The sequence below is a fragment of the Nostoc sp. T09 genome, from assembly GCF_002154695.1.
Lineage (GTDB): Bacteria > Cyanobacteriota > Cyanobacteriia > Cyanobacteriales > Nostocaceae > Aulosira.
In genome coordinates, this window is sequence record NZ_MTAV01000157.1 from 1 (window position 1) to 20,721 (window position 20,721).

General features: G+C 40.8%; 20 protein-coding genes. 12 read left to right on the forward strand and 8 right to left on the reverse strand.

Going from position 1 to position 20,721, the window contains the following annotated elements; genetic code table 11:
- Nucleotides 1-91: 91 nt before the first annotated feature.
- A complete protein-coding gene (locus BV372_RS27445; protein ID WP_086689649.1) occupies nt 92-244 on the reverse strand; it encodes a nicotinate phosphoribosyltransferase in 153 nt (50 codons plus the stop codon).
- A gap of 447 nt (nt 245-691) precedes the next feature.
- Here BV372_RS27445 and BV372_RS27450 point away from each other — a divergent pair, with 447 nt between their 5' ends.
- From BV372_RS27450 to BV372_RS27475, 6 genes are all read left to right on the forward strand, one after another.
- The gene (locus BV372_RS27450) at nt 692-2,107 is read left to right on the forward strand and encodes a nicotinate phosphoribosyltransferase (RefSeq protein ID WP_086689650.1); all 1,416 of its coding nucleotides are present in this window, start codon (nt 692-694) and stop codon (nt 2,105-2,107) included.
- A gap of 1 nt (nt 2,108) precedes the next feature.
- Nucleotides 2,109-2,711 carry a nicotinate-nucleotide adenylyltransferase gene (locus BV372_RS27455; RefSeq protein WP_086689651.1) on the forward strand — a complete coding sequence of 201 codons (603 nt, stop codon included), beginning with the start codon at nt 2,109-2,111 and terminating at the stop codon, nt 2,709-2,711.
- Nucleotides 2,672-3,418 carry an NUDIX domain-containing protein gene (locus BV372_RS27460; RefSeq protein ID WP_086689652.1) on the forward strand — a complete coding sequence of 249 codons (747 nt, stop codon included), beginning with the start codon at nt 2,672-2,674 and terminating at the stop codon, nt 3,416-3,418. The genes BV372_RS27455 and BV372_RS27460 overlap by 40 nt, the downstream gene beginning before the upstream one ends.
- A 192-nt stretch (nt 3,419-3,610) precedes the next feature.
- Nucleotides 3,611-5,359, forward strand: a complete 1,749-nt coding sequence (locus tag BV372_RS27465) for an NAD+ synthase (RefSeq protein WP_086689653.1) — start codon at nt 3,611-3,613, stop codon at nt 5,357-5,359.
- Between the two features lie 384 nt (nt 5,360-5,743).
- Nucleotides 5,744-6,010, forward strand: a complete 267-nt coding sequence (locus BV372_RS27470) for a toxin HicA (protein WP_086689654.1) — start codon at nt 5,744-5,746, stop codon at nt 6,008-6,010.
- A complete protein-coding gene (locus BV372_RS27475) occupies nt 5,994-6,206 on the forward strand; it encodes a type II toxin-antitoxin system HicB family antitoxin (protein ID WP_086689655.1) in 213 nt (70 codons plus the stop codon). Before BV372_RS27470 ends, BV372_RS27475 begins: the two co-directional genes overlap by 17 nt.
- 168 nt (nt 6,207-6,374) lie before the next feature.
- Here BV372_RS27475 and BV372_RS27480 read toward each other — a convergent pair whose 3' ends face one another.
- Nucleotides 6,375-6,683: a hypothetical protein gene (locus BV372_RS27480; RefSeq protein WP_086689656.1), complete on the reverse strand. Its 309-nt coding sequence runs from the start codon at nt 6,681-6,683 to the stop codon at nt 6,375-6,377.
- A gap of 70 nt (nt 6,684-6,753) precedes the next feature.
- Here BV372_RS27480 and BV372_RS27485 point away from each other — a divergent pair, with 70 nt between their 5' ends.
- Nucleotides 6,754-7,614 carry a class I SAM-dependent methyltransferase gene (locus BV372_RS27485; RefSeq protein ID WP_179198254.1) on the forward strand — a complete coding sequence of 287 codons (861 nt, stop codon included), beginning with the start codon at nt 6,754-6,756 and terminating at the stop codon, nt 7,612-7,614.
- 128 nt (nt 7,615-7,742) lie between these two features.
- Here the strand turns inward: BV372_RS27485 and BV372_RS27490 are convergent, their stop codons facing one another.
- From BV372_RS27490 to dnaK, 3 genes are all read right to left on the reverse strand, one after another.
- Nucleotides 7,743-8,012: a hypothetical protein gene (locus BV372_RS27490; RefSeq protein WP_086689657.1), complete on the reverse strand. Its 270-nt coding sequence runs from the start codon at nt 8,010-8,012 to the stop codon at nt 7,743-7,745.
- 30 nt (nt 8,013-8,042) lie between these two features.
- Entirely contained in the window at nt 8,043-9,044 is a 1,002-nt protein-coding gene (locus BV372_RS27495; protein ID WP_086689658.1) for a DnaJ C-terminal domain-containing protein, read from the reverse strand.
- A 192-nt stretch (nt 9,045-9,236) separates the two neighbouring features.
- Complete coding sequence (dnaK, locus tag BV372_RS27500) at nt 9,237-11,444, reverse strand: molecular chaperone DnaK (protein ID WP_086689659.1); 2,208 nt, start codon at nt 11,442-11,444, stop codon at nt 9,237-9,239.
- A gap of 327 nt (nt 11,445-11,771) precedes the next feature.
- Here dnaK and BV372_RS27505 point away from each other — a divergent pair, with 327 nt between their 5' ends.
- A complete protein-coding gene (locus BV372_RS27505; protein ID WP_086689660.1) occupies nt 11,772-12,620 on the forward strand; it encodes a M28 family peptidase in 849 nt (282 codons plus the stop codon).
- A gap of 116 nt (nt 12,621-12,736) precedes the next feature.
- Here BV372_RS27505 and BV372_RS27510 read toward each other — a convergent pair whose 3' ends face one another.
- A complete protein-coding gene (locus tag BV372_RS27510) occupies nt 12,737-13,375 on the reverse strand; it encodes a Uma2 family endonuclease (protein WP_086689661.1) in 639 nt (212 codons plus the stop codon).
- 257 nt (nt 13,376-13,632) lie between these two features.
- A complete protein-coding gene (locus tag BV372_RS27515; RefSeq protein WP_086689662.1) occupies nt 13,633-14,529 on the reverse strand; it encodes a bestrophin family protein in 897 nt (298 codons plus the stop codon).
- Between the two features lie 1,072 nt (nt 14,530-15,601).
- Here BV372_RS27515 and BV372_RS27520 point away from each other — a divergent pair.
- Together BV372_RS27520 and BV372_RS27525 are read left to right on the forward strand one after the other, a co-directional pair.
- On the forward strand, nt 15,602-15,817 hold the full coding sequence (locus BV372_RS27520) for a DUF2945 domain-containing protein (RefSeq protein ID WP_086689663.1): 216 nt from the start codon (nt 15,602-15,604) through the stop codon (nt 15,815-15,817).
- 9 nt (nt 15,818-15,826) lie between these two features.
- Nucleotides 15,827-16,171: a DUF3140 domain-containing protein gene (locus tag BV372_RS27525; RefSeq protein ID WP_086689664.1), complete on the forward strand. Its 345-nt coding sequence runs from the start codon at nt 15,827-15,829 to the stop codon at nt 16,169-16,171.
- A gap of 34 nt (nt 16,172-16,205) precedes the next feature.
- Here BV372_RS27525 and BV372_RS27530 read toward each other — a convergent pair whose 3' ends face one another.
- Nucleotides 16,206-16,580 (reverse strand): hypothetical protein, encoded by a 375-nt coding sequence (locus BV372_RS27530; RefSeq protein WP_086689665.1) that lies wholly within the window; start codon nt 16,578-16,580, stop codon nt 16,206-16,208.
- 1,384 nt (nt 16,581-17,964) lie between these two features.
- On the opposite strand from BV372_RS27530, the gene BV372_RS27535 reads away from it, so the two are divergent.
- Complete coding sequence (locus tag BV372_RS27535) at nt 17,965-18,807, forward strand: YaaW family protein (protein ID WP_086689666.1); 843 nt, start codon at nt 17,965-17,967, stop codon at nt 18,805-18,807.
- The gene (locus BV372_RS27540) at nt 18,789-20,114 is read left to right on the forward strand and encodes an O-antigen ligase (RefSeq protein ID WP_086689667.1); all 1,326 of its coding nucleotides are present in this window, start codon (nt 18,789-18,791) and stop codon (nt 20,112-20,114) included. Before BV372_RS27535 ends, BV372_RS27540 begins: the two co-directional genes overlap by 19 nt.
- The last annotated feature ends 607 nt before the right edge of the window (nt 20,115-20,721 follow it).

Below are 20,721 nucleotides of genomic sequence, written 5' to 3' on the forward strand. Positions count from 1 at the left end.
AATGCTACCTATACTTAGATTTACCATCTGTCGCATTCTTTTTTCAAATTGGTATAATTTCAAAATATCTCATTTATAATTAATCTCTTATTTACCAATAATCTGCCATCCCTTTTCTGTAAGGATCGCCTGTAAAGGGTTGAACACCAATCACAGGATAAGCATCATCATTAGGACCAAAAATCCGCATTACAGCTTCAGAAATAAACTGAGTTACGCTAGCAATGATTCTGGAAATAGCCATAATCTTAGACCCCTTTTTATGAGTCACTTGAATTGGTGATGTCTATACTCTAATTGTGATATTCTGCCTTTGCTTAAATCCTAAATATATCAACAACCTCTGCAATAGTTGTTCAGATATGTTTGCAATACTTTAGCTTCTTTGCAGTTTAAACTTTTGTGTTTAATCCTAATTGTAAATTAGCTATTTCTCAAACCCTTGATTGACAAAGATGCTGCTAATTTTTCAGACAATTTATTGTTACATTTCATTATACTTTTGGCAAGCTACTTTCTATATTATTGACTATAACTATTAAAAAATATTAAATAAATTATGAAAATTAGATTAATCAGCTGATAAATCTGATTTTTTATGCCAATTAATCGCAGAACTCCCCAAGACTTGACATAATTTATGGTGAAAGTTACCATAAATAGAACAAGCATCTTGTAAGGACGCTCCGGCATGACGACTTTCCCGGACTTGGAGAGATATACAAACAATCAACAACAGCAAAATTACCTTAATCAGGAATTGAATTTTGCTGCTGAGGATTACAGCCTGCTGACTGACCTTTACCAACTAACGATGGCAGCTTGTTATACAGGTGAAGGTGTAGAACAAAAACAGGCCAGCTTTGAATTATTTGCTAGGAAGTTACCAGAGGGTTTTGGCTATTTAATTGCGATGGGACTGGCGCAAGCCTTGGAATATTTGAAAAAATTGCGTTTTAGTCCCTCTCAGATCGAAGCTTTGCAAGCAACGGGAATTTTTAGTCAAGTTAGCGATCGCTTTTGGTCATTGCTAGCCGAAGGGTGTTTTACTGGAGATGTATGGGCAGTACCAGAAGGAACAGCTGTGTTTGCAAATCAGCCATTGTTGCGGGTGGAAGCACCCCTTTGGCAAGCACAACTAGTAGAAACTTACCTATTAAATACTCTGAATTATCAAACCTTAATTGCTACCAGGGCAGCAAGAATTAGGGATGTAGCAGGAGAGCAAGCAACACTTTTAGAATTTGGTACAAGACGGGCATTTAGCCCCCAAGGGTCATTGTGGGCAGCGCGGGCGGCGTTAGCAGGAGGATTGGATTCAACTTCTAATGTGTTAGCCGCGCTACAACTCAACCAAAAGCCCAGTGGTACGATGGCTCACGCTTTGGTGATGGCACTTTCAGCAATGGCAGGTAGTGAAGAACAAGCTTTTAGCGCGTTTCATCGATATTTTCCGGGTGCGCCATTGTTGATTGATACTTACGATACGATCGCTGCTGCCCATCGGTTAGCTCAAAAAGTCAATTCCGGGGAAATGCATTTGACTGGCGTCAGGTTAGACTCGGGAGATTTGGTTACCTTGTCAAAACAAGTGCGATCGCTGCTTCCTGGTGTGCCAATTTTCGCTAGTGGCGACTTGGACGAGTGGGAAATTGCCAGACTCAAAGCCGTTGATGCCCAAATTGATGGCTATGGATTAGGTACGCGACTGGTTACAGGTGCGCCTGTCAATGGTGTTTATAAACTTGTAGAAATTGATGGTATCCCCGTCATGAAAGAATCGCGGGACAAAGCTACCTATCCCGGACGCAAGCAAATTTTTCGCTCGTTCGCTGGAGGCACAATAAAAGTAGATAGATTGGGATTAGCCACAGAAACTTCTCTAGGCGAAGAACCTTTATTGCAACTTGTGATGAAGGAAGGTCAACAGCTGCAACCGCCAGAGTCTTTAGCAACAATTCGACATCGTACCGCAGCCTCGGTCGCCAGTCTACCACAACAGACAAGGCGATTAGATCGTCCTGTATCAGTGAATGTAGAAATTTCCAACGCCCTGCAAGGATTGACACAAGAGACTAAAAAACAAACTCCAAAGGATGCAAAGTAAGATGAAAAAAATTGCTTTGTTTGGTACTAGTGCCGATCCGCCAACAGCTGGGCATCAGGCGATTCTGGGTTGGTTATCTGAGCGTTATGATTGGGTGGCAGTTTGGGCTGCGGATAATCCTTTTAAAACCCATCAAACAGCATTAGTACATCGGGCGGCAATGCTGCGATTGTTGATTGCGGATATCCAGACATCACGGCACAATATTGCTTTAGAACAGGAATTAAGTAGCTTCCGAACGCTAGAAACAGTGGCAAAAGCGAAAGTTCGTTGGGGAGAGGATAGCGAGTATACCTTGGTAATTGGCTCAGATTTACTGAGTCAGCTACCCCGTTGGTATCAAGTTGAAGATTTGTTGCGGCAGGTGCAATTATTAGTAGTACCGCGACCGGGATATGCGATAGATGAGTCTAGTTTAGAGGGAGTGCAAAAGCTAGGTGGGAAAATGGCGATCGCCAGCTTAACTGGACTAGATATTTCCTCGACAGCCTATCGCGAACATGGAGATTCTCAAGCTCTAACTCCATCTATCGTTGCCTATATTCATCAAGAGCATTTGTACAAATGCCAGGACGCAACCACAAAAAGTTTCCAACTCCGTTAAATCAACAACCTTTGGCTGATTTTAAAGTTGGTGTTGATAATGTAATTTTTTCTGTAGATACTGCACAAAATCGACTGCTCGTGCTCTTGGTTATGCGACAGCAGGAACCATTTTTAAATTGTTGGAGTCTTCCGGGTACTTTGGTTCGTCAAGGTGAATCTTTAGAAGATGCTGCCTATCGGATCATGGCTGAAAAAATTCGCGTGAAAAATCTCTATTTAGAGCAGCTATATACCTTTGGTGGACCCAATCGCGATCCACGAGAAGCTACCGATAGTTATGGTGTGCGTTATCTCTCAGTCAGCTACTTCGCCTTAGTGCGGTTTGAGGAAGCAGAATTAATTGCTGATGGAGTCACTGGCATAGCATGGTATCCGGTAAAACAATTACCTCAATTAGCTTTTGATCACAATCAAGTTTTAGCCTACGGACACAGGCGTTTACGCAATAAATTGGAGTATAGCCCGGTAGCTTTTGAAGTTTTGCCAGAAATGTTTACTTTAAATGATTTATATCAGTTATACACCACAGTTTTAGGCGAAAACTTCTCCGATTATTCTAATTTTCGGGCGCGTCTACTCAAGTTAGGTTTTTTATGCGATACCGGAATTAAGGTATCGCGTGGTGCTGGTCGTCCGGCCAGTTTGTATAAGTTTGACGCCGAAGCTTTTGCCCCTTTTAAGGATAAGCCTTTGGTATTTATTTAAACCTTGTCCAAGTTGAGAACTGAAGTTTTTCAAAAGGGAACAGGGAACAGGGAACGGGGAACGGGGAAGACTTGAGGATTTGGGAGCAAAACCCGATCTAAAAAAAACTATGGTTTTCAAAGTAGACGCGGTTTAACTGCAAAGTCCAGAGTCAAAAGTCTTTCAACGAATGACAAATGACAAATAACTAAAATGAAAATTGCGATCGCTCAACTTAATCCTAAAATTGGTGATTTAACCGGAAATGCCCAACAAATTCTGCAAGCAGCACAACAGGCCGTAGCAGGTGGTGCGCGGTTGCTATTAACACCAGAACTTTCTTTGTGCGGCTATCCCCCAAGGGATTTATTGCTAAATCCTAGTTTTGTGGCGACGATGGGTACTACCCTGAAAAAATTAGCGAGAGATTTGCCGCCGAATTTGGCTGTTTTGGTAGGAACTGTAGAAGAAAATCTCAAAGCAAATACTACAGGTGGTAAAGGTTTATTTAATAGCATTGCTTTATTGCTAGGCGGACAGGTAAAGCAAGTTTTTCACAAGCGGCTTTTACCTACTTATGATGTATTTGACGAATACCGCTATTTTGAACCAGGGTTACAAGCGAACTATTTCACCTTGGACGATCTGCATATTGGGGTCACTGTTTGCGAAGACTTATGGAATGATGAGGAATTTTGGGGCAAACGCACTTACGCAGTCAACCCGATCGCTGATTTAGCAATTTTGGGTGTGGATTTGATTGTGAATTTGTCTGCCTCACCTTACACTGTCGGCAAGCAGCAATTTAGAGAACTCATGCTGAAGCATAGTGCAGTGCGTTTTCAACAGGCGATGATCTATGCTAACCAAATTGGAGGCAATGACGACCTCATATTTGATGGTTGCAGTTTTGCCTTGAGCCGTCAAGGTGAAATTATATCTCGTGCCCGTGGTTTTGAGGCAGACTTGGTAATAGTTGAATTTGACGAGAAACAACGGGATTTTAAGTTAGGTACTGTAGCACCTGCCTATCAGTCTGAAGACGAAGAAATCTGGTCAGCTTTGGTTTTAGGCGTGCGCGATTATGCCCATAAGTGTGGCTTTGCTAAAGTAGTACTGGGTTTAAGCGGGGGGATAGATTCCTCATTGGTAGCTGCGATCGCTGTTGCTGCACTCGGCAAAGAAAATGTCTTCGGTGTTCTGATGCCTTCTCCTTATAGTTCTGAACATTCGATTAGCGATGCTTTGGCATTAGGAGAAAATCTCGGCATTAAAACTACTGTCTTACCAATTGCTGAACCTATGCAATGCTTCGATCGCAGTTTAGCTGAGTTGTTTGCTGGGACTGAGTTTGGCATTGCTGAGGAAAATCTGCAATCCCGGATTCGGGGTAATTTATTAATGGCGATCGCCAACAAATTCGGCTATCTCCTCTTGTCTACCGGCAATAAATCAGAAATGGCAGTTGGTTACTGTACCCTTTATGGCGACATGAATGGTGGGTTGGCAGTAATTGCAGACGTTCCTAAAACCCGTGTTTATTCAATTTGCCATTGGTTAAATCGCCAGGGCGAAATTATTCCCCAAAATGTTCTTACCAAAGCACCCAGCGCTGAACTTAAACCAGGCCAAGTCGATCAAGATTCTCTTCCACCCTACGAGGTTTTAGATGACATCTTGGAACGCCTGATTCACAAACACCAATCAGCCGCCGAAATTGTCACCGCCGGACACGATGCAGTAATTGTAGACCGAGTCATCCAAATGCTTGCACGTGCTGAATTTAAACGGCGACAAGCACCTCCTGGACTAAAAATCACCGATCGCGCCTTTGGTACTGGTTGGCGAATGCCAATTGCTAGTAGCTGGGTTGCTTTAAAAAATGCCTCCCAAGCTAAAACCAATCCTACTCCTACCTTAGTAGGCAAAGATGGCAAAGATGCAAATGCACAAATTAAGTGAACATATATTTTAGAAAGTCAATGGTCAATATTGACGCTTGTCTTATTGACTGTTGACTATTGATACCATGTGATAATTAGTATTGTTTGAAATTGCTGAAGGAAGTTCAATAAAATTTATCTCTAATCTGTGCCATCAGAAAGTAAAAAAACCGTCTTATTTTTATTTTTTCAGAGTGATTAAGTTGCGTTAAATATAAAATTTACCTTTGCTTTTCTCCTATCCTAAGTTCAATTTAGATGAAGCAACCTCATCTTCAGCAAACAGGTATAGCTACGTGCGACGTTGGGTATGCGCAAGAAGCGCTCTATTGCATTTATCTAAACATCAAGACACTCTCAAATAAATATGAGACTATAGATGCAGTAAGACATTCTCAAACACGTGAGTCAACCAGATCCAATCTTAGCGAAAATCCTAGCGGGGACTTCTGATACAGCAATCCCTTTTGCTCAACTATGGCAACTCTTAAACAGACTAGGCTTTGATGAGCAAATTCGTGGCGGAAATTATATCTTCACCAAAAAAGATATCCCAGAAATATTAAACCTACAACACAAAAAAGGAAAAGCTAAAGCCTACCAAGTTAAACTAGTGCGTGCAGCCATTCTGAAGTACCAGATAGGAATTAAAAATGAATCTTCGTTATGAAATAATTCTCTACTGGAGCCAAGAAGACCAAGCATTTATTGCCGAAGCTCCAGAATTACCCGGATGTGCTGCTGATGGAGAAAGTTATCAACAAGCACTGCAAAATATAGAAATTATCATGCAAGAATGGGTAGAAATTGCTCAACGATTAGGGCGTCAAATTCCTGAACCCAAACAGCGTTCAGTAACTACCTAAAATTAGGAAAAATTCTAGCCATTTACTGTAGGGTGGGCAGTGCCCACCTATCGCTGTCTACTATGTGTCGTCTAATTATTTACTTTATCAGCGCCTCTGAGTTCTAGAGCGATCGCCTGATATTTTCCTCAGACGATACGTTAATTAGTGCTTGCATAAAAGACGCAGCTATTCATCTTTTTTATCAAATAACTCTAACAAACCAACTGTGCCGACAAAAAAAGTATAAGTAGCATATTGTATTGGCATCTTCTTTCTGGAAGGTGCGTAAAAAGCTGCTATAACTGCCTCAATTAAATGGCAGCTAACAGCAAAGCGTTCAATCCAAAAAATAGGATTCAGGCTGCTGGGTACTTGAATATTATTTGTTACTGCATAAACATTCCACAATTCCAAGCCAATTGCACTGGCTATCAGCACTGTAGATATAACTTTTATAATAGGGGAAATTTTTTCTTTTATATAGTTTAAATTCATGGTATCCAATCCTATTTAATTTGTGATTGACTTTCATAAACAGTCATTTGTCATTAGTAGTTTCTCACAAATGATTTGGGACTGCTATATCACGGTGAGGGAAACAGGTGAGGTTGCTGTGTCAATAATTGATTATCCGATTGGGCAACTTTTTTTAAAGTCGCTGCTGCGCCTAGTAATTGGAGATGATAAACTGCGGTGGTATGAAACTATCGATTGGCAGCAAGAAAGCGATGTCTGGCGACAAGCAGACTTGATTTATCCCAACTATTACAGCAGCCAGAATTTTCATGGTATTGCAGGTGGCTATCTAAATTCTGTAGCAGCGATGACTTACGATCCGGTGACGGCTTTTGCTTCCCCACCCAATGAAACTTGGATTCGCAAGCAGTTAATTACTGCAATTATGTCTCAGCCTAAAAGGATTCTCGATTTAGGCTGTGGAACAGGTTCCACAACTTTGATGTTAAAGCAAGCTTTTGGGCAAGCGGTAGTCATCGGGTTAGATTTGTCTCCATATATGATAGTTGTGGCGGACTACAAAGCTAAACAAGCAGGATTGAATATTCAATGGTTGCATGGTTTAGCTGAGAACACTGGTTTAGAAGAAGCTGCTTTTGATTTAGTTACAGTCTGCTTTTTATTACATGAAACGCCACCTAAAATTTCTCAGTTAATTTTGCAAGAATGCTTTCGTCTCCTCAAACCAAGAGGACAATTGATTGTTCTTGATGGTAATCAAAAAAGGCTGCGTCATGCTGCATGGCTAATCGAAATTTTCAAAGAACCTTATTCCCAAGCCTATGCCGCAGAGAGTGTAGATGATTGGTTGAAGTTAGCTAAATTTGAAAATGTGCAAACAAAATATGTTGGTTGGATTAGCCAAATTACAAGCGGTATAAAACCAATAAACCAAAATTGTGATGTATGAGGTGGCGTAAAAATTGTTGCTTACTTCCCAAAACTATTAAAGCGATTCATGCATGGCATAATTCTGTACTGAACGCCAACAGGTAAATTTTTAGCATCAATTGCCAAATCTAAAGTAATCAACTCTAACTAAATCTGGCACAGATGTACAAGGGCATCAGATAGTACATTCAATGGTACTTTCACAAGTACAACTTCAGCGTTGCGATCGATTGACTCAATTCCTCGTCTTTCAGACCAAGGACGTGTGAAATGTTCTGTTATTTCAAAGTTCCATTGCGCGTCCAAGTCATTATTCCTTGCTGGTATCGCTTCAGTTAGCCCTGTTAAAAATTCATGCAACCTAAACACCAAGAGAGTATCGTGACTATTTGCCAGATTTTTACTCTCATGTTGCATCTCTAAAATTACCAGCGATTATCTAAATCCCTAATTCAGTAAATCAGCACGAGGTTTAAAAGTTTCAATTTGGCGGATTTTTTCGTAGAGTTCTTGTTCTTCGGGACTAATAGTTTTTGGCGTAACTATTTGAATTTCCACCAACTGATCGCCACGTTTACCACTGTCATTGGGGTAGCCTTTATTCGCCAAACGGAATCTTTGACCAGATCTAACTCCTGGGGGAATGGTCATCTTTACAGGCCCATCAAGAGTTGGTGCTTCTACATGTCCTCCCAAGACAGCCTCACTGGGGGTCACAGGTATCTGGCAAACAATATTGGAACCGTCTAGCTTAAACAAATGATGCGGCTCGACGGTAATTTTTAAGTATAAGTCACCGCCACCAATGCCTTGATTACGTAACCGGATAGTTTGACCTGTTACCATCCCAGTAGGCATACTTACTTCTAGCGATCGCCCATCTTCAAGACGAATGCGTTCATTACCACCCACATAAGCTTTTTCTAATGGTAAGGTTAATCTAGCTTCTATATCCCGACGGGTAGGGCGTGGTTGGCTCTTGGGTACTGTGTACTCTACTCTGCTTTTTGGGGTACGGAACGGATCGCTATTGGTGTTGCTAGCTGATCCATTTCTGGTGTCTTTACGACCAACGCCGACACCGATTACTTGGTTAATAAAACTTTCAAAATCTGCAAATTGGCCGGGATCTACTTCTTGAGTGCTGTTACGGTTGTTAGCCGGATTCTCCCAAATTTTACTCTTTGGCGTCGATTTATTGGCAAAGCCTTTTTGTTTCCAATAACGGCTAAACTGGTCGTACTGTGCCCGCTTGGCTGGATCGGAAAGGACTTCATAAGCCTCACCAATAACTTTAAATTTTTCCTCTGCTGCTTTGTTTCCAGGATTGAGGTCGGGGTGATACTGTCGTGCTAAACGCCGATAAACCTTTTTAATTTCCTCACTTGAGGCTTCTTTAGGTACTCCTAAAATTTCGTAGTAATCGCGAAAATTCTGCAAATTTTGCATAGTCAGTTATTCAACTTTAAATTTTAGATTTGAGATTTTGGTAATAAGTAACGGGTGCTGTCAGTTGTCAGCTATTTTCCTGAATACTGCTGACTAATAACAAATTACCAATTACCAATTACCAAATCCGAATTTTGAAGCAATTTCACTCGCTTTTCCGGACTACTAAACCCATGTGGTCGCTCAGGAGTACTACAACCAATCGTCATCATCGTCATCCCAGTTATCCTGGTAGCTTGGACGAGGCGGTTTGCGAGAAGACCGATTGTCAGAGGAGGAGGAACGATTATCTCTGCCATAGTCTCTGTTAGAGTCTCTGCCATAATCCCTAGTAGAATCCCTGCCATAGTCTCTGTTAGAGTCTCTGCCATAATCCCTAGTAGAGTCTCTGCCATAATCCCTAGTAGAGTCTCTGCCATAGTCTCTGTTAGAGTCTCTGCCATAATCCCTGTTAGAGTCTCTACCATAGGAATCACGGCCCCAGTATGAATCTTTGGGAAGATCGCGCTCAGGTTCCCGTTCTTTGTCGCCACCAGTGAAGATGTCGCGAATAGTACCAAATAAGTCGTCGTCTTCGTCCTCAGCATAATACTGGCGGACTTCCCGGTTTAGCTCATACAAAGCATCTTGTAGATCGGCGTAAGCTTGGTCAATTCCGCGATCGTCGTTGTCTTTTAAAGCGTCCTTCAGTTCCCGAGAAATGTTGTCAATTCGTTGGCGACGGCTGCGGGCGAACTGCATACCAAATTCCAACGCCACTTCTCTAAGTTGGCGTTCGGCTTGGCCAATCAACCCTTCAGCACGAGTGCGCTTTTCTATTCGTTCTTTGCGTTCGCGATCGATATCAGCATATTTTTGAGCATCTTGAATCATCCGATTCACTTCCGATTCACTCAAGGTAGAAGCACCTTGGATTGTGATACTTTGCTCTCTACCAGTGGTTCTATCTAGGGCTGTTACCTGTAAAATCCCGTTCGCATCAATATCAAATGACACCTGAATTTGGGGAATTCCTCTTGGTGCTGGGGGAATACCATACAGCTTAAAACGTCCTAAAGACTTGTTATTGGCTGCCATTTCCCGTTCGCCCTGAACTACGTGGATTTCCACAGTATTCTGGTTATTTTCTGAGGTAGAGAAAATATCAGAACGGCGCACTGGGATGGTAGTATTTCGGGGAATCAATTTTTTCATTACGCCCCCAATGGTTTCCAAGCCTACAGATAGGGGCGTTACATCCAAAAGCAGCACATCTTTAAGTTCGCCTGCAAGAATACCAGCTTGAATTGCTGCGCCTACTGCTACTACTTCATCGGGGTTGACGTTTTCATTGGGTTCTATGCCAATTAAGTCACGCACTAACTGCTTGACCATTGGAATCCGGGTGGAACCGCCTACTAACACCACTTCTTCAATGTCTGCGGGTGAGAGTCCAGAATCTTTCAATGCTCGTTTGACTGGTGTCCGCAAACGTCCTACCAAATCACCGCACAAATCCTCAAATTGCGAACGAGTGATGCGAGTTTCCAGATGTTTGGGACCATCCTCAGTAGCAGTGATAAAGGGCAAGTTAATATCGGTAACGCTGACAGCAGAAAGTTCAATTTTGGCTTTTTCCGCAGCTTCCATCAGACGTTGTAAAGCTTGGCGATCGCGTCTTAAGTCTACCCCTTCTGTCTCTAAAAATTGTTCTGCTAACCAATCTACAATTTTTCTATCAAAATCGTTACCACCAAGCTGAGTATCTCCACTTGTGGCTTTAACTTCAAAAACCCCATCACCTACTTCTAGAATCGATACGTCAAAGGTGCCACCGCCTAAATCGAATACTAAGATGGTTTCCGTATCACCACGATCCAATCCGTAAGCTAAAGAAGCGGCAGTAGGTTCATTGAGAATCCGCAACACATCTAAACCAGCAATTCTGCCAGCATCACGAGTGGCTTGTCGCTGGGAATCATTAAAATAAGCAGGAACCGTAATCACTGCCCCTGTTACTGGTTCGCCCAAGTAGGTACTGGCGTCGTCTGCCAATTTCTTCAGCACCATTGCCGAAACTTCTTCGGCGGCAAATTCCTTATTCAACCGGGGACAAGCAATCTTAATATTACCGACTTCGTCCTTGCGGATAGTATAAGGTACACGCTTCGATTCTGGACTTAGCTCACTATACCTGCGCCCAATAAAGCGTTTCACTGCAAAAAAAGTATTTTGGGGATTCAGGACGGTTTGTCGTCGTGCCATTTGGCCTACGACTTTTTCGCCTTCTTTGCTAAAGCCCACAACGGAGGGGGTTGTTCGCATTCCTTCTGCATTGGCAATCACCACCGGCTTGCCACCCTCCATTACGGCGACTACTGAGTTGGTTGTACCCAAGTCGATGCCGACTACCTTGCCCATGCGTTACTCTTCTCCTAAATGTGTCTTACTATTACTATATTTATTATGATTGGGCGAGACTGCCTCTAGCTTTTTGCTCTGGGATTGAAAACCCCTCAACGGTATAATAGTCATTATTAAGGTAGAAAGGATCGGGATTTTAGCTAAAGAAGCTAGTTGCAAGACTAGGATAACATTGACAATGGTTGGTGTGTTCAAGCACCCTCAACCCTTGTTATCCAAGCTATTTACTTCACGCATCTTGAAATTGGGAAATGCACTTTAATCATACTTGCTCTGTGTTTCCCTCTGCCTGCAAATTTTGATATTGCGACTATATTTAAACAATTGAATTTAAAAGAACGATTACAAACTTACCTGAGGGAAATAGCGCGAGAACGCGATCCCTACATGGCAACAGCTGGACATTTTTTTGTCCAAGAATATATTCGACAGCAATTTGCTCAATGGGGAAGTGTGGAAATCCACACCTTTGAGGTAGGGAGCAAAACCTGTCAAAATCTCATACTAAATTTACCTGCTCAAGCAAGAAAGCAAAAGCGAAATTTGCCACCAATTTTAATTGCTGCTCACTATGATGCTGTACCTGGAACAGTAGCAGCTGATGATAATGCTACAGGTGTAGCAGTTTTATTGGAATTGGCCAGGAAGTTTGCTGTTGAACCAGCAAGATATCCCTTACGCCTGGTTGCTTTTGATATGGAAGAATATGGCTTACTGGGTAGTGCTGACTATGCAGCTTTGTTGCGCCAGCAAAAGCAGCCATTACGCTTGATGTTGTCCTTGGAAATGCTGGGTTATACAGATTCTACGCCAGGTAGCCAAAGTTATCCACCTCCACTAGAACGCTTTTACCCAAATCGCGGTGATTTTATTGGTTTAATTGGGAATCTGCGGACAATACCTGACTTAATTAGCATGAGCCGGAGTATTCGCAAATTTGGTATATCTAGCCAGTGGCTACCAGTACCAAATCGAGGTTTAATTGTTCGGCAAACTAGACTAAGCGATCATGCACCTTTTTGGGATGCAGGTTATCCAGCTATTATGGTGACAGATACGGCATTCTTACGCAATCCAAATTATCACAAACCTAGTGATACTATTACTAGCTTAAATTTAGATTTTCTTACAGGTGTATGTGAAGGGTTAGAAATTGCAATTAGGCAGTTATGAACAGTACACCTAGTTGCCAACACTAAAATCTTCGGACTGGGCAAACCCTTCAACCTTTCTTTGGGCGATTCGTATTTCCAACTCTTTGTTTGTGGTAGAGGCATCAAATAACCAAATTAAATATTATCCCGCACCCAATTTCTAAAAGCTTGAATTACTTGGCTACTACCAACAACTTGACTCTGCTGGACATATTGATTTACTAGTTCAATTATCGGAAGATCGGGAAATATAGAACTAAAATTTGACTCTACATATTTTCCAGCTTGCAAGACGTTAATTTGTAACCCTTGTTTTCCATATCGCCAAAGTTCTGGTACTCCCAAAATTTGGTAATTTTCCAATTGCGTGCGGGAAGTTAAATCAATTTTTATGGCTAAATCCGGGGGTGGATCTACACTTAAATTTATGCGATTTTTACCAATAATTGCAGCTTGATTCTGAATATAAAAACAGGCATCTGGTTCTACTCCCTGAGTCATTTTTTCACTTTTTATAGTTGTTGAACCTAAAGCATCGTAATTAATACTTCGTTCATTCAATAAAATTTTTACCATGTCGCCAATAATTTCTTTTGCTTTTTCATGTTCGGGCAAGGGAACCATAATTTCTAAAAAACCATGACTATAGGAAATTCTGGCAGCACGATGTTCTCCCAATTCAGCCAAAATATTTTCAAATTGCTGCCAGCTAACGTCCTCAAGTAACAATTGCTGACCAGGTTGAATTCTCAATTGTCTTAACTCTAATAGCATAAAGATTCATCCGACCCTTTTACTACAATATATCCCTAATAAGTAGAATTTCGTAACTGTATAAAAAGCCACGTAAAAAAATAACAATTAATACACATTAAATATATATTTTTAAACCCGCAAAGGCAGATTTTGCCCGTGCAGGCACGATTTCCAATAGATTAGGATCTAAAATCGGATACTTGCAAGGCTTTATAGAAATTTTCTCTATTATTAATCTTTATAAACGCCGAAAATTGCATTGTTTTTCAGGTCGTTTAAAAGCGCGATCGCACATTGGGAGTTAGGCTGGTTAAATCATCGATATTGCGCTTCATTGTCTTGCAAATCGTATCTAATGGTAAGTCATTGGCATCATAACCAAAAGGGTTTTCTATTTCTAAGCCAATCGCTTCTATACCAAATAAAGTAAAACTGACTAAAGCAGTAATTAAACCTGTCCACCACTCAAGGCTATCTACCATCTGAAAAGGTAATAAGAGACAATACAGTAATAACAGTTGCTTAAGATGAATAGCATAAGCAAGGGGCATAGGCGTTTTTAAAATGCGCTCGCAAATACCTAAATTATCTATAAGATTATTCAATAACTCTTGTATAGATATTAACTGATAGCTATTCAGGCAATTGCGGTTATATTGGCGTTGTAAATAATCTCCAATCCAGAAAGCTACTTCTATGGGTGGATTATTCATTATCTTTAATTCAAGATACATAGAGGACGGCATTAATTCTTTTAACTCATGATTTACAGGTTCCCCCCGTAAATGCAATTTAGTAGCCACAGCAAAAGCCACTAATAGATATAAAGCTGTAATTTTATCTTTTCTATCTTCAGGAGATATTTCATCTATAGTCACCCAGATCTGTCGCGCCAGATTCCGAACAGTATTAACTATAGAACCCCAGCTTTTTCTCCCTTCCCAAAAACGCTCGTATGCTGTATTTGTGCGGAAAACAAGTAATAAACCTAAAACAATACTGGGAATAACACTCCCTAAAATAGGTTGCGAAACCGGAAATTTAAAATAGTGAAGTATCGAAACAATAGTACCGAAGATTCCACACCATATAACATGTTTAGCAATTGCTTTGATAACCGAACCCTTAAGCTGTAACACTGTTGGAACCCGTTTTTCTTTGTCAAATTTCATGCAATTTACCTAAATAAGCGATGAGGTGTGCAACTGATATTTAAAAAATAATAACTCTAGGTGTAGCACAATTGACAACGATGATTCTATAGCGCGATCCTACAGCAAGGAATCCTTCTTAGTTTTTATCCAGAGTTGACTTGCCGCTTTGACTTCTGGGTATGGTCTGTGTTATTAACAATAGTTGAATAACCAACCGTGCTTGATTTCGACAATACTCATAACATCCTTTAGCACGTTCCGCCACAGCCTCTCTTTTAGCCAGCGATTTGGCATAATAATTCTGTATTTACGCTGAAATGCTTTGATTAATTTTTAGTAGTAATCTAAAAGCTTTTCTCTGCGTTTGTAGTGTTATAACCTGAGATATAAATTCCTATAAATCTGGCTGGCTTAACTGTTTTACAGCCTTTATAGGAATCTGGTTTGATTCTTGAAAAAATTCCGTACACTCTCATCTTAAGTGTAGGGTGGGCAATGCCTAGGCTGTTCACTTTGATGGAATTTTCCCGTTTTTGGTTCATGCAACTTTTTTGTCTACTGCAAAATCTCCCTTTAGTCATTGCGAGCGTTCGCTGAAAGCGTTCCCGAAGGGTAGCGAAGCAATCTCAGCATCTTTGCGATTGCTTCGTCGTTCCTCCTCTCTGCGAGACGCTACGCGCTAAGCGAAGCTATGCCGTTGGCGCAGCCTCTCGTAGAGAAGGCTTTACGCAATGACAACACATATTTTGCATAATTTTCCACTCCTAAAAAGGCACAGAGTCAACATCCTAGGCAATGCCCACCAAAACCTGGGTATGGTGGACATTGCCCAACGCCCTTCGGGTGACGCTCCTTTGTCGCTAACGCTGCGCTAACGCCAGGTTCCCTACGACGAGAAACCCGCCTACCCTACGGGTTCTCCGAAGGAGTACGCTTACCGCACTTTCAATTTAATCTTTTTACAGCCTTGCAGACTTACTTAGAAATGACACTCTAGCTTGCTATAGCGGTTTTTATATCTCTCGACTGATTAATTACGCTGCCACAGTCAACATAATGAGCAGGTATAAATCAGCAGCAAGGACAAATCATGGCTGAAGAGTTAAACAAAGGCGACAAGGTGAAGTGGAATACAGCCCAAGGTGAAACTACTGGTGAGGTTGAAAAAAAATTGACTTCGCCTACAGATATCAAAGGACATCATGTCGCCGCTTCCAAAGACAATCCCCAGTACTTAGTCAAAAGCGACAAAACTGGCAAAGAAGCCGCTCATAAACCTGAGGTTCTTGAAAATATTGAGGAGTAGTTTGGCTTTATGAGTAAAGATGTCAAATCAGTAATAGATGAATTTTATTCCTCAGTCAACATGACACCAAAAGAGCTAGAATCTTGGCTGAAGACGGAGGAATCTCAATCTGTAGGACAAAAAAAGGACGACGATGAATCAATCGGACATAAATCCGGTAAGCGGATCATCGAAATGTTAGACAAGAAAAAAGATGACTACACTGATGATGAGTTATCGCATATGAAAAAAGTCGTCAGCTATATCCATCGTCACTCAGCACAGCAGCCTGAAGGTGATGTGGAAAATACGCGCTGGCGCTACTCATTAATGAATTGGGGGCACGATCCTTTAAAAGTGAAAAGTAAACGCTGAGGAGTTAAAATAACTCCTCATTCCTAGCTATAGTTCAGCCAAACCAGTGAGATGGTTCCAAACCAGGCTGAACTTTTTCACAAAGATGATGGCTAATCCAATCTGACTTCTCTTGAAAGATTGAGTAAATGCCTTGATGAATCAAATTTTGTACATGGAGTTGTTGCTCCAAAGGACTACGGGGTAGCTTGTAGCTTGGCGAGCTTTCTTTTTCTGCTTCGGACAAGGGAAGCCCTTCAGAGATCGTAGAGTAAAGGCAAGGAATACGGCTAAGAACAAAAGCAATTAATTCTTGACGCAAGTCAGGAATAGCAAAAGCTTGTTGATAAGGCTGGTATGGATATGTATCCAAAACACTTTCAATCTCTCCAAGGACTGATTGTTGTGTTAAATTAACTACCGTTTTCATAAATTTCATCTCCTTTGTTATCCAGTCAATAACTTATAAAAGAACAAATGTTCTAGGTGCTAATCTTCTCAAGAGAACCAGCTAGAAGTGATTTACATTAAGAGATGGTCTAACCCTGAATCAAAAATTTTATCTCGGTACAATTATTCAACATCTATCTTCTGTCTATTATTAGTTAAAAGTTATACTTAAACCTAGTATAAATTCTAGAAACAGCAATCAATAGAGCGCGTAAGTACCGATGTTTTATCTCTCTAATGCCAATTATTCCAAATTTTCAATTTAGTATCAGGAAAATACACAAAACGCAGCATAAGTTCTTGGGGATCAATTCTTTTGGTCAATAACTAGAATTAATTCTTGTCAAATTTTAACTAAGCTTAATCCTGTAGTGCCCTTTACATTACTTATTGAACTTAAAAACACTTCTTTCCCAAGTATTTTGCTCTTTGAACTATGTAACCTAAACAAATTATTGTTTTGTACATTCATTTAGCAAATTCCTAAAATAGTAATTTACTATACTGAAAAACCAGTCTATTCATAGATAAAATCATTCGGGGGAAAAGTTGAAAAAGTTAACATTAGCCCAAAGTAGATACCGCTGTTGATTGTTAATTTCAATAGCGGCAACTATGCCCGAAAAAATCGTACCTTCAACGAGAGTGCATTTCTTTTTTATACTTTCTTCAAAAAATAATTTATCTATCTTGTATTACAAACTTTTGTAACAAGAAATTTTAAATGATAAATAATACCAATACCTGGATATGGTGGGCAATGGAAACCCAACTCTTTATTAGGCAAGTATTGAAAAACAAACTCGGATTCTTATCAAAAGTATTGTTTGAATTTGAAAAAATCTCTGTTAGTAAAGATATATCAATCTAAAATTACGCGTAGGCATAGTCCGTCGTAGACATCGCCTCATCCATAGAGAGCTTTTTCCAGTTGTAGAACTCCCTAAATTGATCAAAAGTAGAAAAGAGTCGCCCACAAGCCATTTCTAAATCGGCAGAGTCATCATGAAGGTTGTACTTACCAGGGATTGACAAGCATTTTGCATTAACTGCTGTGAGGAGGGTACGATGCACAAAGCGATCGCCTGTGAAAACAGGTAATTTGTCTTAATTTCTTTCTTGGTAATAGATGCGGATAAGTTACGAATATTGCAAGAATGGTTAAATATTCTCAACTAAGTTAATAATTACTACCTGTCACTACAGTTCAAACGACCAGACGTGGGGTAACATGTCCTAGCACTGAATGGTGCAGGGCAATTTGCTGATGAAATGCAAATCTTGCAACAAACGTTACTAAATGACTGCTGAAAGCTAATAGTAGAATAGGGTACAGAAAGCAGCACGGAAGGGAGGAAGGGAAATTGGATGAACTGAGGGCGGCTCTAGAGCTAGCAACTGAAGAAGAATTGCAAGACTTAACGGCAATTCTGTTTAGTCGTAAGTTTAATCCCTTAGACTACGTTCACACACCTGAACCGATCGAAGTCCAGAGTCAAGACCGTAAGGCTTGGTTAGATACACTAGAGGATCGTTTTCGCTTTTTGGCAGCAGACGGAATGACAGTATTGCGAGGACGCACCAGCCAGGTAACTTATCGACAAGCGCTAATTCAAGTATGTAAGTATTTAAAAATACCTTATTCTAGTCAGTTGGCAACAGTTGATTTAGAAGCAGAAGTATTTTTGCATCTATTAGGACACGTGTGGAAAAAATTGCCTGAAACAGAAAAGCAAAAATTAACTGTACAGGTACAGCGTCACCTAATCAAATCAGAAGCCAAACAACCGCTACCAATTTTATTGCAACGTGACCCCTTAGGATTAATTTTTAAAGGTGGTAGTGCCATAGCTGTGACTTCTGTTGTCCAACCACTTGTACTCAAACAAATTGCCCACCAATTTGCTATGCACTTTGCAACTTATCAAGTAGCAAAACAAGCAGCAATTGAAGGCTCGGCAGCAGCGACTACGCAGTTTCAAAGCTATTTAGCGTTGCAAATGGCACAACGGGGTATGACTGTAAATGCAGCTCGTTATGGGGCAGTTCGCAGTGTCTTTGCCTTTATTGGGCCAGTCATGTGGGCTTGGTTTTTTGCGGATCTGGGTTGGAGAGCGATCGCTACTAACTACGGTCGGATTATTCCTACTATCTTTGCCTTAGCGCAAATTCGTCTTACTCGTAGTGAATGTTGGGAGCTAGCTTGAACCAAGCTGTTTACCATCCCAATCCTGCTTTGCAATTACCTTGGAATTTGACTCAATTGGGACTTGTTCTCTTCCCATTGAGTCCTTTTTTCGGCGCTGTATTAATAGTTTTGGCATCCTTAATTACTTGGGTGCGGCAATTGAGCAAAATTATCCACCGCCCCCTCAATTGGGGATTTGCTGTTCTGAGTATATTGCTAATTATTAGTGCTGGGTTTGCCTATGACAAAACCCCAGCTTTTGTCGGTTTATTTAATTTATTACCGTACTTTATCGTTTTTGCCGGACTGAGTGCCCTGATTCAGAAACCTGCCCAATTGCGACAACTGGCTTGGATTTTGGTAATTGCTTCCGTTCCCATAGCAATTTTGGGCTTGGGACAGTTATTTTTGGGCTGGAGTGTGAATTTAACGTTTTTGTGGATTGTAGTACAGTGGATCATCGCGCCTGGAGGAGAACCGCCAGGTCGGATGTCATCAATATTAATGCACGCTAATACCTTAGCTGCTTATCTAGTAATAGTTTTTACTTTGGGCTTAGGGCTAGGGCTAGAACAATGGCAATTGATTAAAAGGAAAACTCAATATTCATCAGTTCCCTTCATCTTTTTAACTGTGACGGGAATTCTCAATTTTATTGCCTTAATTTTTACCAACTCGCGCAATGGCTGGGCGATCGCAATTTTTGTCTGTTTAGCTTATGCACTGTACCAAGGTTGGCGGATTCTTGTAGGTGGCGTTGCTAGCATCGTTAGTTGTATCCTGTTAGCAGCTTTTGCTCCTTCCCCAGTCGCCCAGATTTTTCGCCATTTCGTTCCACCTTTCTTTTGGGCGCGGTTAAATGATGACATGTATCCCGATAGACCAGTTGCTTTAATGCGCAAAACCCAATGGGAATTTGCCTGGTCTTTAACTCAGCAACATCCGTGGACTGGTTGGGGCTTACGGAATTTCACTGCACTATACAAAGCTAAAATGCAGATTTCCTTAAATCATCCCCACAACTTGTTTTTGATGCTATCTGCTGAAACTGGTCTGCCAAGTACTATTTTATTTTGTGGTTTAATCGCTTGGATCTTAATTGCATCTATTCAACTACTACGAAACTCAAAATCTCTACATCAAGAAGATAAATTAATATTTTTCAGTTATCTCGTAGTTTTGTTTGGGTGGTTACTATTCAATACAGTTGATGTCACCCTATACGATTTCCGGTTAAATACGCTTTCATGGTTGATGTTATCTGCTGTTTGTGGATTAGTCTATCGCTACGACCAAGACCATAGATTGAAAGCTAAAGAAAGTTAGGCCTCAAGACTATTTTCAGTATAAGGTATTGATTTTGCAAACTGACTCATGAGGTTAGCCTGAGAGACTTAGCAGCATAAATTACAATCTATAAGCGCATCAGCTTAATGATATGGATGTATAAACCACATCATGTTTTCAGTGTATGCACTGGAGTCATTTCTCATTTGCAGTTAATAAAATTACTGTTATTCACGTCTGTGAGTGTGGCTAATTCAAGTTAGTCACTGTTGCTGATTGTTGGGAAGGTGTACGGATAACCCTTTTGGGGGTTTTCCTGCATGATAGGCATCTCTTGTAGATGCCTTTTTTTATGCATTTTTTGTTATTAACTCATCAATAATATTGCTAGAAAAATCATCACATAATTCTTCTATGGAAGGTTGCTGGTTGTTGAATTTATCAGAATAGTACTCTATGGATTGTCGGCATTATTAATAATATAAGCTGTTGAATTTAACAGGTTAAAAGTAGCGATGCCCACCCTAACCCTAAAGGAGTGGGCAGTGCCCAACGCCACTTGCTTCAAGCCGGGGAACCCGTCCAACGGGAGTATGTCAACTTTGCTAGAACAGATGAACTATTGAAGAGTGGCAGAATCAATGAA